General features: G+C 53.8%; 17 protein-coding genes. 15 read left to right on the top strand and 2 right to left on the bottom strand.

From position 1 onward, the window contains the following. The first annotated feature begins 58 nt into the window (after nt 1–58). Nucleotides 59–1,192 (top strand): metallo-dependent hydrolase, encoded by a 1,134-nt coding sequence (locus D5269_RS02275; protein WP_243126544.1) that lies wholly within the window; start codon nt 59–61, stop codon nt 1,190–1,192. A 14-nt stretch (nt 1,193–1,206) separates the two neighbouring features. On the opposite strand, the gene D5269_RS02270 is transcribed toward D5269_RS02275, so the two are convergent. Beyond that, nucleotides 1,207–1,413, bottom strand: a complete 207-nt coding sequence (locus tag D5269_RS02270) for a hypothetical protein (protein WP_147407892.1) — start codon at nt 1,411–1,413, stop codon at nt 1,207–1,209. Nucleotides 1,414–1,570: 157 nt separating this feature from the next. Here D5269_RS02270 and D5269_RS02265 point away from each other — a divergent pair, with 157 nt between their 5' ends. From D5269_RS02265 to D5269_RS02245, 5 genes are all read left to right on the top strand, one after another. Next, nucleotides 1,571–2,449, top strand: a complete 879-nt coding sequence (locus D5269_RS02265; protein ID WP_016316086.1) for a MurR/RpiR family transcriptional regulator — start codon at nt 1,571–1,573, stop codon at nt 2,447–2,449. Then, nucleotides 2,439–3,659, top strand: a complete 1,221-nt coding sequence (locus D5269_RS02260; RefSeq protein ID WP_120481981.1) for an NAD(P)/FAD-dependent oxidoreductase — start codon at nt 2,439–2,441, stop codon at nt 3,657–3,659. Before D5269_RS02265 ends, D5269_RS02260 begins: the two co-directional genes overlap by 11 nt. A gap of 212 nt (nt 3,660–3,871) precedes the next feature. Continuing rightward, a complete protein-coding gene (cmk, locus tag D5269_RS02255; protein WP_120481979.1) occupies nt 3,872–4,564 on the top strand; it encodes a (d)CMP kinase in 693 nt (230 codons plus the stop codon). Continuing rightward, nucleotides 4,554–5,153 carry a lysophospholipid acyltransferase family protein gene (locus D5269_RS02250; protein WP_016316089.1) on the top strand — a complete coding sequence of 200 codons (600 nt, stop codon included), beginning with the start codon at nt 4,554–4,556 and terminating at the stop codon, nt 5,151–5,153. The genes cmk and D5269_RS02250 overlap by 11 nt, the downstream gene beginning before the upstream one ends. Before the next feature lies 1 nt (nt 5,154). Then, nucleotides 5,155–7,140 carry a bifunctional 4-hydroxy-3-methylbut-2-enyl diphosphate reductase/30S ribosomal protein S1 gene (locus tag D5269_RS02245; RefSeq protein WP_120481975.1) on the top strand — a complete coding sequence of 662 codons (1,986 nt, stop codon included), beginning with the start codon at nt 5,155–5,157 and terminating at the stop codon, nt 7,138–7,140. Nucleotides 7,141–7,234: 94 nt separating this feature from the next. Here D5269_RS02245 and murC read toward each other — a convergent pair whose 3' ends face one another. Then, complete coding sequence (murC, locus tag D5269_RS02240) at nt 7,235–8,602, bottom strand: UDP-N-acetylmuramate--L-alanine ligase (RefSeq protein ID WP_120481973.1); 1,368 nt, start codon at nt 8,600–8,602, stop codon at nt 7,235–7,237. Nucleotides 8,603–8,782: 180 nt separating this feature from the next. On the opposite strand from murC, the gene spoVG reads away from it, so the two are divergent. The 9 genes from spoVG (at nt 8,783) to ispE (ending at nt 17,785) form a co-directional block, all read left to right on the top strand. Continuing rightward, nucleotides 8,783–9,076, top strand: a complete 294-nt coding sequence (gene spoVG, locus D5269_RS02235; RefSeq protein ID WP_120481971.1) for a septation regulator SpoVG — start codon at nt 8,783–8,785, stop codon at nt 9,074–9,076. A gap of 346 nt (nt 9,077–9,422) precedes the next feature. After that, nucleotides 9,423–10,919, top strand: a complete 1,497-nt coding sequence (locus D5269_RS02230; RefSeq protein ID WP_158604809.1) for a D-alanyl-D-alanine carboxypeptidase family protein — start codon at nt 9,423–9,425, stop codon at nt 10,917–10,919. Between the two features lie 106 nt (nt 10,920–11,025). Then, complete coding sequence (locus D5269_RS02225) at nt 11,026–11,781, top strand: dipicolinate synthase subunit DpsA (protein ID WP_022788432.1); 756 nt, start codon at nt 11,026–11,028, stop codon at nt 11,779–11,781. Between the two features lie 187 nt (nt 11,782–11,968). Continuing rightward, nucleotides 11,969–12,667 carry a class I SAM-dependent methyltransferase gene (locus D5269_RS02220; RefSeq protein ID WP_120481967.1) on the top strand — a complete coding sequence of 233 codons (699 nt, stop codon included), beginning with the start codon at nt 11,969–11,971 and terminating at the stop codon, nt 12,665–12,667. 11 nt (nt 12,668–12,678) lie between these two features. After that, nucleotides 12,679–13,212: a cysteine hydrolase family protein gene (locus tag D5269_RS02215; protein WP_120481966.1), complete on the top strand. Its 534-nt coding sequence runs from the start codon at nt 12,679–12,681 to the stop codon at nt 13,210–13,212. 326 nt (nt 13,213–13,538) lie between these two features. Next, the gene (locus tag D5269_RS02210; RefSeq protein ID WP_120481964.1) at nt 13,539–14,750 is read left to right on the top strand and encodes a hypothetical protein; all 1,212 of its coding nucleotides are present in this window, start codon (nt 13,539–13,541) and stop codon (nt 14,748–14,750) included. Between the two features lie 191 nt (nt 14,751–14,941). Continuing rightward, entirely contained in the window at nt 14,942–16,036 is a 1,095-nt protein-coding gene (locus tag D5269_RS02205) for a recombinase family protein (RefSeq protein ID WP_120481962.1), read from the top strand. A 30-nt stretch (nt 16,037–16,066) separates the two neighbouring features. Continuing rightward, nucleotides 16,067–16,645 carry a dipicolinate synthase subunit B gene (locus D5269_RS02200; RefSeq protein WP_016316110.1) on the top strand — a complete coding sequence of 193 codons (579 nt, stop codon included), beginning with the start codon at nt 16,067–16,069 and terminating at the stop codon, nt 16,643–16,645. 255 nt (nt 16,646–16,900) lie between these two features. Next, nucleotides 16,901–17,785: a 4-(cytidine 5'-diphospho)-2-C-methyl-D-erythritol kinase gene (ispE, locus tag D5269_RS02195; protein WP_158604808.1), complete on the top strand. Its 885-nt coding sequence runs from the start codon at nt 16,901–16,903 to the stop codon at nt 17,783–17,785. Nucleotides 17,786–17,872 lie beyond the last annotated feature (87 nt).

Genomic DNA, 17,872 nt, shown 5'->3' with positions numbered 1-17,872 from the left:
GCTGACTCGATTTTTCAAATGGCCCCCTAGAATGGCTGGACTGGAAAGGAGCATTTCTTTGGACTTTTTAATCAAGAATGGATTGGTCTACGATCCCGCCCAAGCGTGCCTGGAGTGTCGGGATGTGGCGCTGGAAGATGGGAAGATCGCCCGGCCCGATCCGCAGAGAAGCTATCGGCAGGTGGTTGATGCCGCCAACTGCATTGTGACCACCGGGCTGATCGACTACCATGTTCATTATTTCTACCGTGGCACCGAAAATGGGGTGAATCCGGACGCGAGTTCTTTTTGCTGCGGCGTCACAACTGCGGTGGATGGCGGGAGCTGCGGCGCAGGGTCCTACGAACTCTACCGGCGTACGGTGATGGCATCCAGCGATGTGCGAATCCTGAACTGCCTTCTCGTGGCGTCCGGCGGGCAGGCGACCGATCGGTATCCGGAAAACCTCGATCCGGCTTTCTTTGATGAGGCAAAGATATGCCGCCTGTTCCAGCAGTACCCGGACAATCTGGTGGGGCTGAAAATCCGAATGTCCAACGGAATCGTCGCCAGAGGGCAGGCAGAAACTTCCCTGCGGCGGGCTGTCGAGATCGCCGAAAAAGTGGGAACGCGGCTGGTGGTGCATGTGACCAGCCCTGTGATTCCACTGGATCAGCTGGCGGCAATGCTCCGCCCTGGTGACGTGATCTGCCATATCTATCAGAACCGCGGGGAACATACCTGTCTGGATGCGCAGGGCAGAGTGTTGCCCGGCCTGTTGGAAGCACAGAAACGCGGGGTGCTGTTTGATGCATCCAACGGGCGCAGCAACTATGATCTGGAGACCTGCCGGAAAGCGGTGGAACAGGGATTTGTGCCGGATATTATCAGCAGCGATGTCAACGCATCCAGTTGCTTTTTGCAGCCGCTGCACAGCCTGCCGCGCATCCTGTCCAAGTTTTTGGATTTTGGCATGGGCCTGCCCCAGGTGCTTGATGCGGCGACCGCCGCACCCGCTAGGCTGATCGGCCGGCTTTCTCTGGCGAGCATGGCGGAAGGGACTGAGGCGGATGTGTGTATTCTGCGGCTGAAAGAAAAAAAGGTGCCATATGAGGATATCAATGGGAACCGCTTCGAAGGCAGCCGGGTTTTGGTGCCGATGATGACCTTCAAAGGCGGAGAATGCAAATTCTGTCAGGCCGATTTTTGTTGAAAACAGATTCCTGTTCAAGTGGCGCCGATGAAACCTTCTGATAAGCCTGTAGAAAAAACACAAGAATACATAGAAACAGAAAAAGGCGGTATGGCCCTTGCATCAGCAGGGCTATACCGCTTCATCTGAAAATACGCTTTTTCTTGACCATAAGCACTTGTTTGCGAAATCTTTTGCCCTGAAGTACATACCATTGCAGGAGAATGCAAAAAATCCTGCATTTTTCATCCGCTTTTACCGATTTCCTCTTGCGTTTTGCAGGAAATTATGCTATTATGAACCTATATGTTTTGAAAAAATGGCCAAGATGATCCTGAAAATCTGTTTCACATCTCAGGGGAAGGAAAACAGGATTGGAAAGAACAGGAAGGGGCTTCTATGAACAGAGATTTATTAACCATTATCAGCCAGATGTCCCCTCAGTTTTCCAAGGGACAGCGGCTGATTGCCAACTATATCGTCAATCATTTTGATAAAGCTGCATTCATGACCGCTTTTAAGCTGGGGACGACCGTGGGCGTGAGTGAATCCACGGTGGTTAGGTTTGCCTCCGAGGTGGGGTTTTCGGGGTATCCGGAGCTGCAAAAGGCGCTTCAGGAGCTGATCCGCAACAAGCTGACCACTGTACAGCGGATGGATGTGACCAGCGATCAGCTGGAGAATGGGAATGTGCTCGCGCGGGTGCTCGGGAAGGATATTGAGAAGATCCGCCGCACCCTTGAGGAAACCAGTGAGCGGGATTTTGCGGGCGCAGTTGACGCGATCTGCTCTGCCAAAACAATTTATATCATTGGCGTGCGTTCCTCCTCGGCGCTGGCAACCTTCCTGAGCTTCTATTTCAACCACATTTTTTCGGATGTGCGGCTGATCAACACCAACAGCCGCAGCGAAATGTTCGAACATATCATGCGGATCGGGGAGGGGGATGTGTTCATCGGTTTCAGCTTCCCGCGCTATTCCAAACGGACGGTGCAGGCGGCGCATTATGCCCGCGCAAATGGCGCAAAGGTTATCGCGCTGACCGACACCGGGAAAGCCCCGATTGCCGATGCCGCCCATTTCCTTTTGATGGCGCGCAGTGATATGATCTCGTTTGTCGATTCGCTTGTTGCGCCGCTCTCAATGGTCAATGCACTGATCGTGGCGGTCGGGCTGAAAAAGCGGGAGGAAGTTTCCCGTACCTACGAGCTGTTGGAACGGATATGGGGAGAATACGAGGTCTTTGAGACCCGCGGGGAGGATCAGGGTGGTCAGTAAAACGGTTATCATAGGGGCAGGAGCGGCCGGGATGGCCTGCGCAGGATTTGCACTGCGGCGGGGCGCAGAGGTCACGCTGCTCGATAAAAACGCTCGTCCGGGGCGTAAACTTCAGATCACCGGAAAGGGCCGGTGCAATGTCACCAACAACTGCTCCCCCGAAGAGCTGATCCGGCATGTGCACACCAATCCGCGGTTTCTCTACAGCGCTTTCCATGCGTTTTCAGCACAGGATACCATGGAGTTGTTCGAATCGCTGGGAGTGCCGCTCAAAACCGAGCGGGGGAACCGGGTATTTCCGGTTTCGGACCAGGCGGTGGATATTGTCAAAGCGCTCAAACGGTTCTGCGGCGACGCACAGTTTTTGCAGAAGGTCCGCGCGATAGAGGTTTTGCAGCAGGATGGCGCGGTCTGCGGGGTGCGGCTGGAGGGCGGAGAATGTCTTCCGGCAGATGCAGTGGTGATCGCTACCGGCGGGATGAGCTATCCGCTGACCGGCTCGGACGGGGATGGCTACCGGCTTGCTGGGCAGCTTGGGCATACGGTGGTGCCTGTACGCGCATCACTGGTGCCGGTCATTACCCGGGAAAACTGGTGCGCGGAACTGATGGGTTTGTCCCTGCGCAATGTGACGCTTACCCTGAAAAATGCAAAGGGGAAAACGGTGTTCAGCGAGCTGGGCGAGATGCTGTTCACCCATTTTGGTGTTTCCGGGCCACTGGTGCTCTCGGCGTCGGCATATATGGACGGGAACCCGTCCGATTACCGCATGGAGATCGATCTCAAGCCAGGACTGGAAGAACAGCAGCTGGACACGCGCCTGCTCCGGGATTTTGAGGAGGCCCGCAACAGGGACTTTTCCAATGCGCTCGATCATCTGCTGCCCCGTAAGCTGATCCCGGTCGCGGTGCGGCTTTCGGGAATCCCGGCAGATACCAAGGTGCATTCGGTGACAAAGGAACAGCGGCGCTCGTTTGTCCGGCTGCTCAAGGCGCTGCCGGTCACTCCGGCGGGATTCCGGCCGGTCGATGAGGCGATTATCACCGCGGGTGGGATTTCGGTCCGGGAGATCAACCCCAAAACGATGGAATCCAAACGGGTGCGCGGGCTGTTTTTCGCTGGAGAGGTCATCGACGTCGATGGCTTTACCGGCGGATTTAATCTGCAAATTGCTTACGCCACTGCATATCTGGCGGCACAAAGCCTATAATGGAAGCACTTGAAAAGAATTGCGTTGATTCTTTTCAAGCCTGCGGCAAGATTTCTGTAAGAGGCTGATTCCGGCAGCCTTGCTTCAGATTACATAGCCATCAAGCACACGAAACATGCCGGCGGACTGTTGTCTGCCGCTTCAAAACGAGCAGCCTGTTTTTTAATGTGCTGGCTATAGCAATAAAATGACAGTCAGATGGGGGAATGGATATGATCGCAATCGCGATTGATGGGCCGGCGGGAGCCGGAAAAAGCACAGTTGCACGCAAGCTGGCGCACGAATTGGGTTATCTTTATGTCGACACAGGGGCGCTCTACCGGGCAATCGCACTTTATATGACTGCGCACGAAGTGGACATTGATTCGGAAGCATCGGTGGAGCCAATGTTGGGCGGGGTCAAGCTGGAGCTGCGTTATCTCCAGGGGGAGCAGAGGGTATTCCTGAACGGGTACGATGTCTCGGAAGACATTCGGCGTCCGGAAATCTCTTCGGCAGCCAGCCATGTGAGCGCACTTCCGGCAGTCCGCACCTTTCTGTTTGCGCTCCAGCAAAATATGGCGGTGGAGCATGACGTGGTAATGGATGGACGCGACATCGGGACAGTGGTGCTTCCCAAGGCACAGGTCAAGATTTTCCTGACCGCCTCCGCCGAAGAACGGGCACGCCGCCGCTGTGCCGAGCTGACTGCCAGGGGGATGGCCTCGGACTATGCACAGGTGCTCCGCGAGATTCAGGAACGGGATGACAGCGACCGCAACCGTCCGATTGCACCGCTGAGGCAGGCGGCGGATGCAGTTCTGCTCGATACCACCGAACTGACGCTCGAACAGGTGGTCGCGCGTGCGCAGGATGAGGTGCGCGCGGCACTTGAAAAGGAGGCGTGCGCGAAGAATGCTTTATAAGATCGGCTGGGCCGTCTGTGAAATTTTAATCCGGATACTCTTCCATGTGGAGATATATGGGCGGGAAAATATTCCAAAGGCAGGCGGCTATATGCTGGTGGCCAACCATCGGACCAACTTTGACCCCCTGTTTGTTGTAGCCGGAGTCAAACGCAATCAGGTCTGTTTTATGGCCAAGGCGGAGCTGTTCAGCAACGGGTTCCAGCGTTGGCTGTTCAAACACCTAGGCGCTTTTCCGGTTGAACGCGGCAAGGGGGATTCCGGTGCGCTCGACTGGGCCCAAACGGTCGTGCGGGAGGGAAAGATACTTGGAATGTTCCCCGAGGGCACCCGTTCGAAGGACGGTAAACCGCTCCGTCCAAAGTCGGGCGCTGCGATGATCGCGATGCAGACGGGGACCGATGTGCTGCCCTGTGCGGTTTGCTTCGGGCCAGAGCTGAAATTCCGCACAAGGGTGGTCATCCGGTATGGCAAGCTGCTCCAAAACAGTGAGCTGGGGTTCACGCCGGGGGCAAATTCTCCGCGTGAGATCAAGGATGTAAGCCGCCGGATCATGGATCAGGTTGTGCAGCTTCTGGAGGAGGGCTAATTTGAGGATCACAGTTGCAAAAACCGCCGGCTTCTGCCCTGGGGTGGAGCGGGCGGTTGAGAAGGTCAAAAAACAGGCGGAGCTGGGGGAACCGACCTATACGCTGGGGGAACTCATTAACAACCGGCAGATGGTCGACTATTTTGCCGGACTGGGGATTCCGCCGATCCAGTCCCCTGCGGAAAACCGGGACGGGAGGTGTGTGGTGATCCGCTCCCATGGGGTGCCGCGGCGGGTCTATGAGGAGCTGGAGGCATGCGGGTGCAAGGTGGTCGACGCCACCTGCCCGTTTGTGAAAAAAATCCATCACATTGTGGAAGAGCATTCCCGGGATCGTGTAGTCCTGATCGCGGGGGACAGCAGCCATCCCGAGGTGCAGGGGATTATTGGGTTTTGCGATGGCCCTTATATTGCCTTTTCGGATGAAAAAGATCTGGAAACAAAGCTCCCAGAGATTGAAAAAGGTCGCCAAAATGCCTACATATTGGTTGCTCAGACCACCTTTTCCACCGTATCGTGGGAAAAATCTGTAGAAAAACTAAAAAAGGTGTGTACAAAGCTCGAAATATTTGATACAATATGTATTGCTACTGAAAAACGTCAAGCAGAGGCAAAGGAACTTGCTGCCGTCAGTGATGCGATGGTGGTTGTAGGGGGCAGGCACAGCTCGAACACCCGCAAACTCGCGCAGATCTGTGAATCGTATTGCGATACGTTTCTGGTCGAGGACGCCGGCGAGTTGCGAGGGAAGAATCTGGGCGGTTACTCCCGTGTTGGCGTTACAGCCGGGGCTTCTACACCGGCTGGTATAATTAAGGAGGTACATAAAACAATGAGTGAGATTCTAAAAGACCAGGATGAACTTTCTTTTGAGGAGATGCTGGAGCAGTCCTTCAAAACGATATATAACAGGGAGAAGGTAACCGCCGTTGTTACGGGTCTCGCGCCCAACGAGATCTCGGTGGACATCGGTACCAAGCACGCAGGATACGTGCCGCTTGCGGAGCTGACCGACGACCCGAACGCCAAAGTTGAAGACCTGGTTAAGGTTGGGGACGAGCTGGAACTTCTGGTTGTCCGTGTCAACGATGTGGAAGGAACTGTGATGCTCTCCAAAAAGCGGCTCGATGCGATTGCTGGCTTTGAGAAGGTTATGAATGCGGTCGATACCGGCGAGATTCTGGAAGGCACTGTCGTGGAAGTCATCAAGGGCGGCGTCCTCGCGCTGACCAATGGGGTAAAGGTCTTTATTCCGGCTTCGCAGGCCACCATGTCCAGAAACGACAGCCTTGAGGATCTGCTGAAAAAGAAGGTCGAGTTCAAAATCCTCGAAGTCAACCGCCAGCGCAAACGTGCGGTCGGTTCGATTCGTGCGGTTCTGCGCGAGCAGCGTAAGGAGCTGGAGGAGAAGTTCTGGCAGTCGGTCGAAGTCGGACAGAAATTCACCGGTATGGTTAAATCGCTTACCAGCTATGGTGCATTTGTCAACCTGGGCGGCGTGGACGGTATGGTCCATATCTCCGAACTGAGCTGGAACCGGATCAAACATCCGTCTGAGGTAGTCAATGTCGGTGATACGGTTGATGTTTATATCAAGGACATCGACTCTGAAAACAAGAAGATTTCGCTCGGTTATAAGAAGAGCGAGGACAACCCGTGGGAGATCATGAAGAAGGATTACGATGTCGGTACGGTCTGCAACGTCAAGGTCGTTTCGATGACTCCGTTTGGCGCATTCGCGCAGATCATCCCGGGTGTTGATGGCCTGATCCATATCAGCCAGATTTCCAACGAGCGGATCAACAAGCCTTCCGATGTGCTTGAGATCGGTCAGGAAGTCCAGGTCAAGATCACCGAGCTGGACACCGAGAAGAAACGCGTCAGCCTTTCGATTCGTGCACTGCTTGAAGCCTCGGATGAGGAGTCCGCTCCCGCTGAACAGGCAGATTCGGATGTGGTCTATGAGGCAGGCCCTTCTGAAGAATAAAAAATACTTTTGTTGCTAATAAAACGCGCTGCAAGATGTTTTGATACATCTTGCAGCGCGTTTGAGGTAAATACGGTTTTGTATGGATTTGACATTATTGGCATAGCATGATTTTTGCACATTTATAGACATCCCCGCATCCGAGGGTGATCACCAGGTCCCCCTCCTGTGCATGTTCCATGACATACGCCGCGATCTCCGGGAAGGCGGGGAACCAGACCGAGCCGGGGATTTTTTCAGCAAGCTGACCGGTATGGACGCCATAGGTATTTTTCTCCCGCGCCCCCATAATCTCGCTCATCACAACCTGGTCAGCAATTGAAAGTGCAGCCGCGAAATCGTCCATCAGAAGCTGGGTGCGGGAGTAGGTGAACGGCTGGAACACTGCCCAGACCCTACGGAAATCCAGCTCTTTGGCTGCCTTGAGCGTGGCTGCGATTTCAGCGGGATGGTGCGCATAGTCATCCGCAATGGTGACCCCACGCACTTTGCCGAGCACCTCGAACCGCCGGCCTGCGCCGTGGAAATGCCCGAGGAATTCCGCCAGTGCAGTCACTGGGACGCCCGCATGGATCGCCGCAGCACAGGCAGCAACCGCATTAAGGATGTTGTGTCTGCCGGGGATATTGAGGGTCAGGCGGGTGAGGGTACGCCCATGACAGCGAAGGTCGAATGAGCTGACCACCCCGCCTTCATGCCGCAGGTTGGCAGGCGCGTAGTCGCAGGCTTCTTCCCATCCAAAGGTGATGACCTCTTTGCCGGGAATCCCCTCAATGGCCTGCATCGTGTTTGGGTCGCTGCCGTTGACAATCAGCGTCCGGGATGTCATCTCTGCAAACCGGTGGAACGAATGGATGATGTTTTCCAGAGAGCCGAAATACTCCAGATGGTCGGCATCCACATTTAGGATCACCGCCACATCGGGGGAGAGCTGGAGAAAATGGTCGGCAAACTCGCACGCCTCGCAGACCATCAGATCGCTTTTTCCGGAACGTCCGTTTCCGCCAATCAGCGGGAGTTTTCCGCCGATCACCGCAGTGGGGTCCAGTCCGGACTCAAGGAGCATCTGGGTGAGCATCGCAGTAACAGTGGTTTTCCCGTGGGTGCCGCAGACACAGATGCAGTTCGCATACTGCGCGGTCAGATAGCCGAGCACCTCCGCCCGCTCCACAGTCGGGATGCCGCTTTGGCGGGCAGCAAGCAGCTCGGGGTTATCGTCCATAATGGCTGCGGTGTAGACAATTAAGTCAGCGCCGGCGATGTTTTCGGCGCGTTGTCCCAGCGGAAGAACGTGGACTCCCATGGCCCGCTCGAGCGCGAGGGTGTCGCTCTCGTTATTGTCCGAACCGGAAATCTGAAAGCCCTGTGCCAGGAGGATTTCCACGATCGGGAACATGCCCGATCCCCCAACGCCGATAAAGTGGATATGTTTTGCATCTTTCAGTAAGGCTCCATCAAACATACGGATTCAACTCCAAAATTTCTCTATAATCTCTTGGTCTACTGGTATGTAGTATAAGACGATTTTGTGAAAAAAGCAAGCCTGCACCGGCGGATATGTATAAGATTTGCAGAAATGCCGAATACTATACCATAACGAATCCACAAAAAGTAAGACCATTTCATCATGAGGAGGAACAACATGAATATCACCGATATTAAAATCCGCCGTACCTATCAGGATACCCGACTGAGGGCACTTGTTTCGCTGACGATTGATGGTGAACTGGCAGTTCACGACATCAAAGTGATCGAAGGCCCGGAGCGGCTTTTTGTTGCGATGCCCAGCCGCAGGGATGATAACGGTGTTTTCCGGGACATCACCCATCCGATCACAACTGCGGCGCGCCGCTTGATCGAAGACAGCATTCTTGAAGCCTATCATGAGCACATCTCCCGCCAGCAGGAGCAGCCTGAATCCTCGCCGGATGCCTAGAGGGCTGTTTGAAAATCGGAGCCAGGAGGGGCGGCGCCATCGTGTGCACAGGAACTGCCCTGACAGGTGGGCTGTTCTCCAAGCTGGTTTTCTGATCTTTGGCGTGATGCTTTCTGCGGGAGCAAAAATTTCAGGGGAATTTTAACGTTTTTTTTACAACCATTTTTTTACGATCTGGTATAATATATCATACCAGAGTTGTGGTCAGAACGATGTGCAGGCAGAGCCTGCCCCCCGCCCTGGTGGTCCATTCAGCCGCATCGTTTTGCGATTGTGGCTGAATCGTTAAAAAATGGTTGTTATCATGTTAGAGCGCACCGAGGTTATAGCGAGGGAGGAGGCTTGTGTGGAGAAAGCAGCAGTTTCTTTTTTGACAGCACTCATACTGCTTGTTTCCCTTTCTATGCAGCCGGTTTTGGCCAGTACGATTCAGGTGTTTGGGGAGGAGGAACCCGGCTCCGGAATTGATCGGACAGCTTCCCAGGGGAACGATCATTCCTCTAATTCTGCGCAGAAGGCCGGTGCACCGGCATCCAGAGGGCAGCGTCTTCAGCCGCCGGAGCTTTATGCAGAAGCGGCGATCCTGATGGACATGGACACCGGACAGGTGATCTATGGAAAAAATCCCCATCAGAGGATGTACCCGGCCAGTTTGACCAAGGTGATTACCTGTCTGCTGGCGATCGAGGAGGGCAATTTTTCAGATAAGGTGACCATCACAGCGGAGATGATTGACACGGTCCCTCGCAGCTCCACCCACATTGCGCTGACTTATGGGGAGGAGCTTACGTTGGGACAGCTTGTCAACGCGATGATGGTGGAATCGGCCAACGATGCGGCCAATGCGGTGGCGGTGCATCTGGGTGGATCGCTGCCCGGCTTTGTAGAGATGATGAACCGCAAGGCGGATGAACTCGGCGCGGACGGTACGCATTTCTCCAATCCAAACGGACTGCCGGAGGACGACCACTATACAACCGCATACGACCTCGCGCTCTTTACCCGGGAGGCACTGGCCCATGAGGAGTTCCGGACACTGGCAGGAACGCAGCATTACGAGATTCCGCCGACCAACCTACAGCCGCAGACCCGGCGGATGAACAACAGGCAGTATATGTTTTGTCTGAACGATACCTATCCGGGTGCATTTGCCGGGAAAACAGGCTGGACTGAGGAAGCGGGAAACACCCTGATTACGATTGCCGAGCGGGATAACGTAACGCTGACCAGTGTGGTGCTCAAGTCTAACGGTGTGGCGGACGCCGAATTTATCGACTCAACCAACCTGCTCGACTACGGATATGACAATTTCCATCGGGTATTCGTCCCCAAAGATGGGGTGGAGGACCGGAAAGTTGATGGCGGTACGCTGGTCGCACAGGAGATGCCGGTTCTGCTCCCCGACCTGCTTTCTGTCGATCAGCTCAATTTGCAGGTGAATACCGAATCTCCCGGACAGGAAGCGGTTACCGTTCTGGCACCCAAATCGGTGTCCGCATTTATGGAACCGCAGGTGGGCTATTTTCCGTTCCTTCTGGTACCGGATGATCTCCCGGTATCGGCCGAAGGTTCAGACCCGGAATCGCAGAGGGCGGCAGTATGGAGCCATATCAAGTGGGAGCGTCTTGTGCGGAGCCCCGTCGCATGGATTGCTGGTGGGGTACTGTTCTTCCTGCTGGCAGTGGCCCTGCTGGTACGCGGCATCTCGCGGATGCGTTACCGCAGGCGTCAGCGCAGAATGCGGGATCAGCGGATACGCGGCCCCATACAGGAACCTCCCACCGGGACAGTCCGGGTCTACCGGCCAAAGGAGCGGATGGGCGGTCCTAAAAAAAGAAGATAAACGCGGCTGAGGGCGGTTGATCGGATGTCCGATCAATCACCCCAAACGCACAACCCTCATAGGATGGAGCATACTGATTTTGTATCAATCCTATGGGGGTTATTTTATGATACCATATAAAACCTATGCCGTTGTAGGCGGGGACCTGCGTCAGGCTCACATTGCGAATCTGCTCGCTGCCCAGGGCAAGACGGTCTGCGCTCTGCTGCTCGAACAGAATACGACGGTCGATCCTGCCCTGTTTCGGACCGGGCCTGTGGAAGCCATCCTCCACGACTGTGATGTGGTGATCTTTCCGCTGCCGCTTTCGACCGATGAAAAAACGGTTCATGCACCATTCTCCAATCAGAAGCTCTTGCTGGAAGACTGTTTTTCTGCCCTCAGGCCAGATGCACAGGTATTTGCGGGAAAGATCAGCAGTGCGGCGTCAGAGCTGGCGGACCGACACGGAATAACACTCTGCGATTACCTAGAACGGGAAGAACTGGCGGTCAAAAATGCGGTCATTACCGCGGAGGGTGCGCTTGCGATCGCGCTGGAAGAGCTGCCGGTTTCGATATCGGGGCTGAACTGCCTGATTACAGGGCATGGGCGGATTGCGCGGGCGCTGATCCGGATTCTTCGGGGGATGGGCGCACAGGTAACGGCTGCGGCGCGAAAGCAGGGGGACATTGCGGAAATCGAGGCGGAAGGGTGTCGGGCGGTACATATCAACGCGCTTCCCCGTGAGATCGGAAAGTCTGGACTGATTTTGAACACTGTCCCGGCGCATATTCTCGGGCGGGAGGCGCTTGCCAATATGAAGCCGGATGCCCTGTTGATCGACCTTGCTTCAAAGCCGGGCGGGGCTGGCTTCGGATAGGGGCGGATTCCGTCGGATTTTATGGATTGTGCAGGAAGGAAATTTATGCTATCATGAAGCTTGTAGCGAGGAGATGCAGCCGGCTACAACCAGCAGACCTGCATGGTTATGAATCAGGTAAAGCGTGCTTGTATGCTTTTGTCCGCCGTTCAAAAACAACTGTTTGATGTATACAGGAGGTGGTTCAATGGATCAGGCATATCTGGATTTGAAAGCATGGTTGGAGCAGACCAGGGACGAGCCTCTGGAAGGGATGGACACATTTTTTGACCTGCGTATCGACGAATACGAGGCGCATATGTCTCCGTGGCAGGCACACTACCAGTGGATGGCGGAACTGCTGCCGGACGGGATCGGAACACTGCTCGATATTGGCTGTGGAAGCGGCTTGGAATTGGACACGGTCTTTCAGCGGTTCCCGTCTCTACAAGTGACGGGCATTGACCTTTCGGAAAAGATGCTCGACAGACTTGTCCAGAAGCATGGCGGGCGGGCACTGACCGTCATTCAGGAGGATTATTTTCTCCATCCGTTTGAAAGCGCGTATTTTGATGCAGCAGTTTCTTTCCAGACGCTGCATCATTTCTCCGCAGAGAAAAAGACCCGGCTTTTTTCCAAACTGTATGGCAGTTTGAAGCCCGGCGGGGTCTATCTGGAGTGTGATTACGTCGCAAAAACGCAGGAGATCGAGACGCTGTGCGCTTCGGAGTGCGAAAGGCGGCGGCTGCGCGACGGGATTACATCCGACAGGTTTATACATTTTGACACACCCCTCACGCTCGAACATGAGATACAGTCGATGAAAGCCGCCGGTTTTGGACAGGTTGAGGTAGTGGGGTACCTGCCCGGGGATGACCATACACCAATGATCCGGGCGTTAAAATAAGAAGGGTTAAAATGGTTCTGCTCGTGGTTGACACACAGGAAATGCTTGCAACAGAAAAGATGTACCGGTGCAAAACATTTTTGGAACGTGTCAAAAAACTGATTTCCACTGCGCGGGAACAGGGGAGCGAGGTCATTTATGTCCGGCATGATGATGGGATAGAGCTGACAAGAGGTGTCCCTGGTTTTGAAATCTCGAAAGAGGCCGCACCCATGCAGGGGGAGAAAATTTTTGACAAACGGGTCAACAGCGCCTTTAAAGACAGTGGGTTGTTGGAATATCTGAGGGAGAAACAGGAAAACAGCGTTATGATCGTGGGGCAACAGACCGATTACTGTATTGACGCGACGGTCAAATGTGGCTTTGAGCATGGGTTTGAGATGATCGTCCCGGCAGGCTGCAATACGACCGAGGATAATGCGTTTCTGGCCGCAGAAAAGACCTATCGATATTATAATGAAATGATGTGGAACCGGCGCTATGCACGTTGCGTGGAGCTTGGTGAGGCGGTGAAGCTTTTAGAATCCGGACGGCAGGAGCACTGAACTCCTTCTGGAATACCCCCTCCCCCTCCAAAAACCGGCGGTATCCACGGGAATCTGTAAATGCGGCAGTAAGCATGTCTGCGAATGGAAGGAAGATTCCATAGATCAGGCGGATTGTCCTGCATATATTTTGAAAATATAAAAAATAGATAGTTTTTATAAACTGAGTTGAATTTTTATATAAAAATAATACAATAAAAATGACAATCTGGTAACAAAAACCTCTTGAAAAATCGCTTTGCCTCGGATATACTGAGACACGTTCCAAGCGGCCCCGACGATGGGCGCTGCGGATCGAAACTTTTCTTTCAGGAGGCACCTAAACCATGAAAAAAGCGATTGCGATGCTGCTTGCAGTTTCTTCTATGATGTCGATGAGCGTGGCTGCTTTTGCCGAGGATCTGTCCGATGAGTCCAGCAGCTCTTCGATTGTAAGCTCTTCCGAGACTTCTTCGGATGAGAGTTCGTCGGACGTTTCGTCTGACAGTTCGTCCGAGGACACCTCTTCGGATGATTCCTCCAGTTCCGAGGATGAGACCCCTGCGGTAGAGCCTTCCGCATTTGTATTCAAGGCGGATGACGAAGGCAACCTGCTCAGTGAGACGATCCTTGAGCCGGGTAAAGAGTACCGGTTCCCGGCCTATGTCGAGGTAGGCGGAAAACAGGTGGCGATCAGCGACGAGCTGCTCAAAGACTATAAGTTTACCTACACCCGGGTAAGTGCGTCGGGCGTTAAAACCTTCAAGATCGAGGAATACAAAGGCAATTACTACCTCTTTGTTGAGGTGAAGGACACCACTCCGGCAAAACCGGTCGACGTAAAATACAACGTCAAGCTGGTGCGCAAATCCAACAATCTTTCGGTGTTCAGCCAGGAGGTTAAGTTCTCCTACGGCTACGACGAGAGCAATGACGACTATATCAACGACCTGGACAAGGGCGACATTGTGGAGATCGACAACGACCGCCCGGTCATCACCAAGGAGCAGTTCAACAAAATTGCGAAACTCAACGACTATAAGAACGTCACCCTGGCGGGCGCCGGCTGGCAGTTCACTGTCAATGTGACCGACGAGCCGACCAAAAATATGGTGTTCTCGAACGCGGGCATCAAGGAAATCCTCTCCAAGCTGCCGGACCAGGACTTCAAGTTCTTCCGGTTTGCGGGCAAGCCGTCCTTCCAAGCAACCGGCAAGGTATCCCTGGATGTTTCAGACGTTGCGGATGATTTCGCCAAGCTGTACACCTACCGCTATGCAGATGGAAAGATGTACCGGATCAACGCGACCTTCAACGCGGAGGACAACACCCTCAATTTCCGCACCAACAAGCTGGACACCTTTGTCGTGACCGATCAGCCGATCAAAGATGGGTTCGCTGTTTCAGATGCACAGGAGAACACCTCAAGTGATTCCACCAATGCTGACAAGGAGAACCCGGGCACAGGTGCAGGCGATATGATTCATGCGGCTGTTATGGCGGGGATCGCATCCCTCGCGGCTGCGGGCGCATTGGCCGCCAAAAAGAACAGAAAATAACAGCTTGTCCGATTTTAGCGGACTGGCAGATCGGGGAGGCCCGGGACAGTTTCGTCCCGGACCTTCTGCTTTTTTCAGCAAGGACATCCTTCCCTGCCGCATATAGTGGTGTAAAGCCGCAATGCGCCGATTTCTGCGGAATGTTTTCCGCAGGAGAGAAACATCTTGGATGACAGGGGAGGAAAAGCAGCGTGGATCAAAGAGGAACAGCGCTCTATCTAAGGCTTTCGCGGGAGGATGGCGAACGGCAGATGGAATCGCAGAGTATCGCCAACCAGAGGGCATATCTGCTTCGCTATGCACAGGAGCATGGTTTCATGGTTACGGGAATTTTTGTGGACGATGGATGGAGCGGCACCAGTTTTGAGCGGCCTGCATTTCAGCAGATGGTGCAGGAAATCGAAGCAGGGCGGGTTGGTACAGTGATTACCAAGGACCTCTCCCGCCTGGGAAGGGACTATATCCAGACCGGGCATTTTCTCGAGCGATACTTTCCAGAACATGGGGTACGGTATATTGCGGTCAATGACCGGATCGACACCGGAGAACAGGAGGGGAACGACCTTGCACCGTTCCTTTCGGTTGTCAACGATATGTATGCGAGAGACATTTCCAAAAAGGTACGGGCAGCGCTCTCAGTTCGAAAAGAGACGGGACAGTTCATTGGTTCTGTGCCGCCGTTTGGCTACCAGAAAGACCCGGAGCAGCGCGGGAGGCTCCGGATTGATCCGCAGGCAGCACCGGTGGTGCGGATGATCTATCGAGCTTATCTGCGGACAGGGCAGATCAGCCAGGTGGTACGAGCGCTCAACGCCAGGCAGATTCCTCCGCCATCCGGAAGAAAAAAGGACTCATCCGTAGGATGGAACGATGTGACGGTGAGGCGTATTTTAAGCAATCCAACCTATGCTGGTCATCTCACCCAGAACCGCACGCGGAAGATCAGCCACAAGGTGGGAAAAAAGGTCTGCCTGCCACCAGAGGAATGGGTGACAGTTCCAAACACACATGCGCCGATCGTACCGCAGGAGCTGTTTGACCAGGTGCAGGCCATATTGAAAATGCATGGGAGGTCTCGTAAGGAAAGAAGTCAACAGTTGCCACAGGGTCAGCCAGTAGAGGTCCAATTTCATTCTTGTACACCACTCCCGCCAACAATATTCGAAGCCACGGGGGGTGGATCTCGAAGCTGCGGCGGAACTTCAGAGAAAGACCATCTGGGCGCTTTCTCTACCAGGAAAAACAGCGCCGATTTCCGCAGGGGAGATCATCCTGTCGACGATTGACAACTGCCTGAACGAAAGGAGCGGTGTATGATGGGGAAAAAACGGCTCGGGTTTGCAATGACGGGTTCCTTTTGTACATGGTCATCGGTGATTCCGCAGATGGAGAAGTTGACTGAATTTTATGAGATTTATCCGATTTTTTCTCCGATCTCCTATTGCTCGGACAACCGCTTCGGTAAGGCTGCTGATTGGATCGAACGGGTAGAGGAAATCTGTGGAAGAAAAATATGGCACACTATTGAGGAAGTAGAACCAATAGGGCCTAAAAATCTGCTTGATTTGCTGTTAATTGCGCCCTGTACAGGCAACACATTGGGGAAGCTTGCCAATGGAATCAACGATACACCAGTAACGATGGCTGCGAAATCGAGTTTACGCAATGGGAATCCGCTTATCTTGGCAGTTTCAACCAATGATGCGCTTGGAGGTTCAGCACAGAACATCGGACGGCTGATGAATGTCAAGCAGGTTTATTTTGTTCCGATGGCACAGGACGACCCGAAGAACAAGCCCACTTCGGCTGTGGCTTTTTTTGACCTGATTGCCCCCACACTTTTATCAGCTGCATCTGGCGAACAGATACAGCCGGTGTGGAGACAGCGCTTGTAGTCGTCATAGATAACATAACATAGCCTTGAAAGCAAAACTGTTTTCAAGGCTTTTTCTTATTCTTCCAAAGAGTTGTAAAGGATTGAGAATTAGAAAGATCCATGGTATAATAACCTATTATACCAGGTTATGGTCAGGACGATATGTGAATGACAGGGAAGGCCGCGCCCGTCCCGATGGCCGGTATATAAAACAGACATGCTATGGGCCACTGCGTGGGAGCCATTTGAGCATGGAAAAGGCAGGTGGCGGATTTTGAAAAAAACAGTAATTGTGGATGCGCCAGGAAAGATCAACCTTTCGCTGGATATTACAGGTGTGCGCGAGGATGGCTATCACGAGATTGACACCATTATGCAGGCGGTTGACCTGCGGGATACAGTGACAATCACCCGTATGTCCGGGAAGGGAATCTTCATCTCCTGTGACCGGCCGCGCGTCCCGAGCGATGATACCAATTATGCTCATATTGCCGCGCGTCTTTTCTTTGACCGGTTCGGACTGGATGCATCTGCAATCTCGATTGATATTCAGAAGCGTCTGCCGATGCAGGCGGGCATGGGCGGAGGAAGTGCAGATGCGGCGGGCGTTCTGGTGGGAATGAATGCGCTGTTCGAGGTCGGTGCGGACATGGAGACGCTTTGCCGGCTGGGCAGGGAGATTGGTGCGGATGTGCCGTTCTGCATTATGGGCGGGATTCAGCGGGCCCGCGGGATTGGGGAACAGTTGACCCGGCTGCCAGACCTGCCAAAGTGTCATATTGTTATCGCCAAACCGACGGCGGGCGTTTCGACTAAGGAGAGCTACCGCCGATATGACCAGCAGGGTGCGGTACGGCGTCCCGATACCGAACTGCTGCTCAGAAAGCTGAAAGAGGGAGATTTGCATGGCCTGGCTAAAGGGATGTATAATGTATTAGAGGAAGTTGCGGGTCTTGATGAGGTGTGCAAGCTGCATGAAAGGCTGCTTTCGGGCGGTGCCGCTGGTGCGATGATGAGCGGAAGCGGATCGGCGGTATTTGGGCTGTTTGAGAAGCGGTCGCACGCGCGGCATTGTATGCGCAGGCTCTACGATCAGGCCGGCATGGTTTTTCTGACCCATCCGGTTGGCTGCGGAGCCGTCGTTGTGGATCTGTTTTAAACAAAATGCGTCTTTGTTCCAGTTCTGTGTGGAGGAGATCAGGACTTTTGGACCATTCTATTGTGTTTTATTGAAAAAAGTGTTAAA

It is taken from the genome of Anaerotruncus sp. 1XD42-93 (assembly GCF_009917605.1).
GTDB lineage: Bacteria > Bacillota > Clostridia > Oscillospirales > Ruminococcaceae > Anaerotruncus.
Note: the sequence above shows the minus strand (reverse complement) of the source record. Positions and strands in the feature narration are given on the sequence as shown.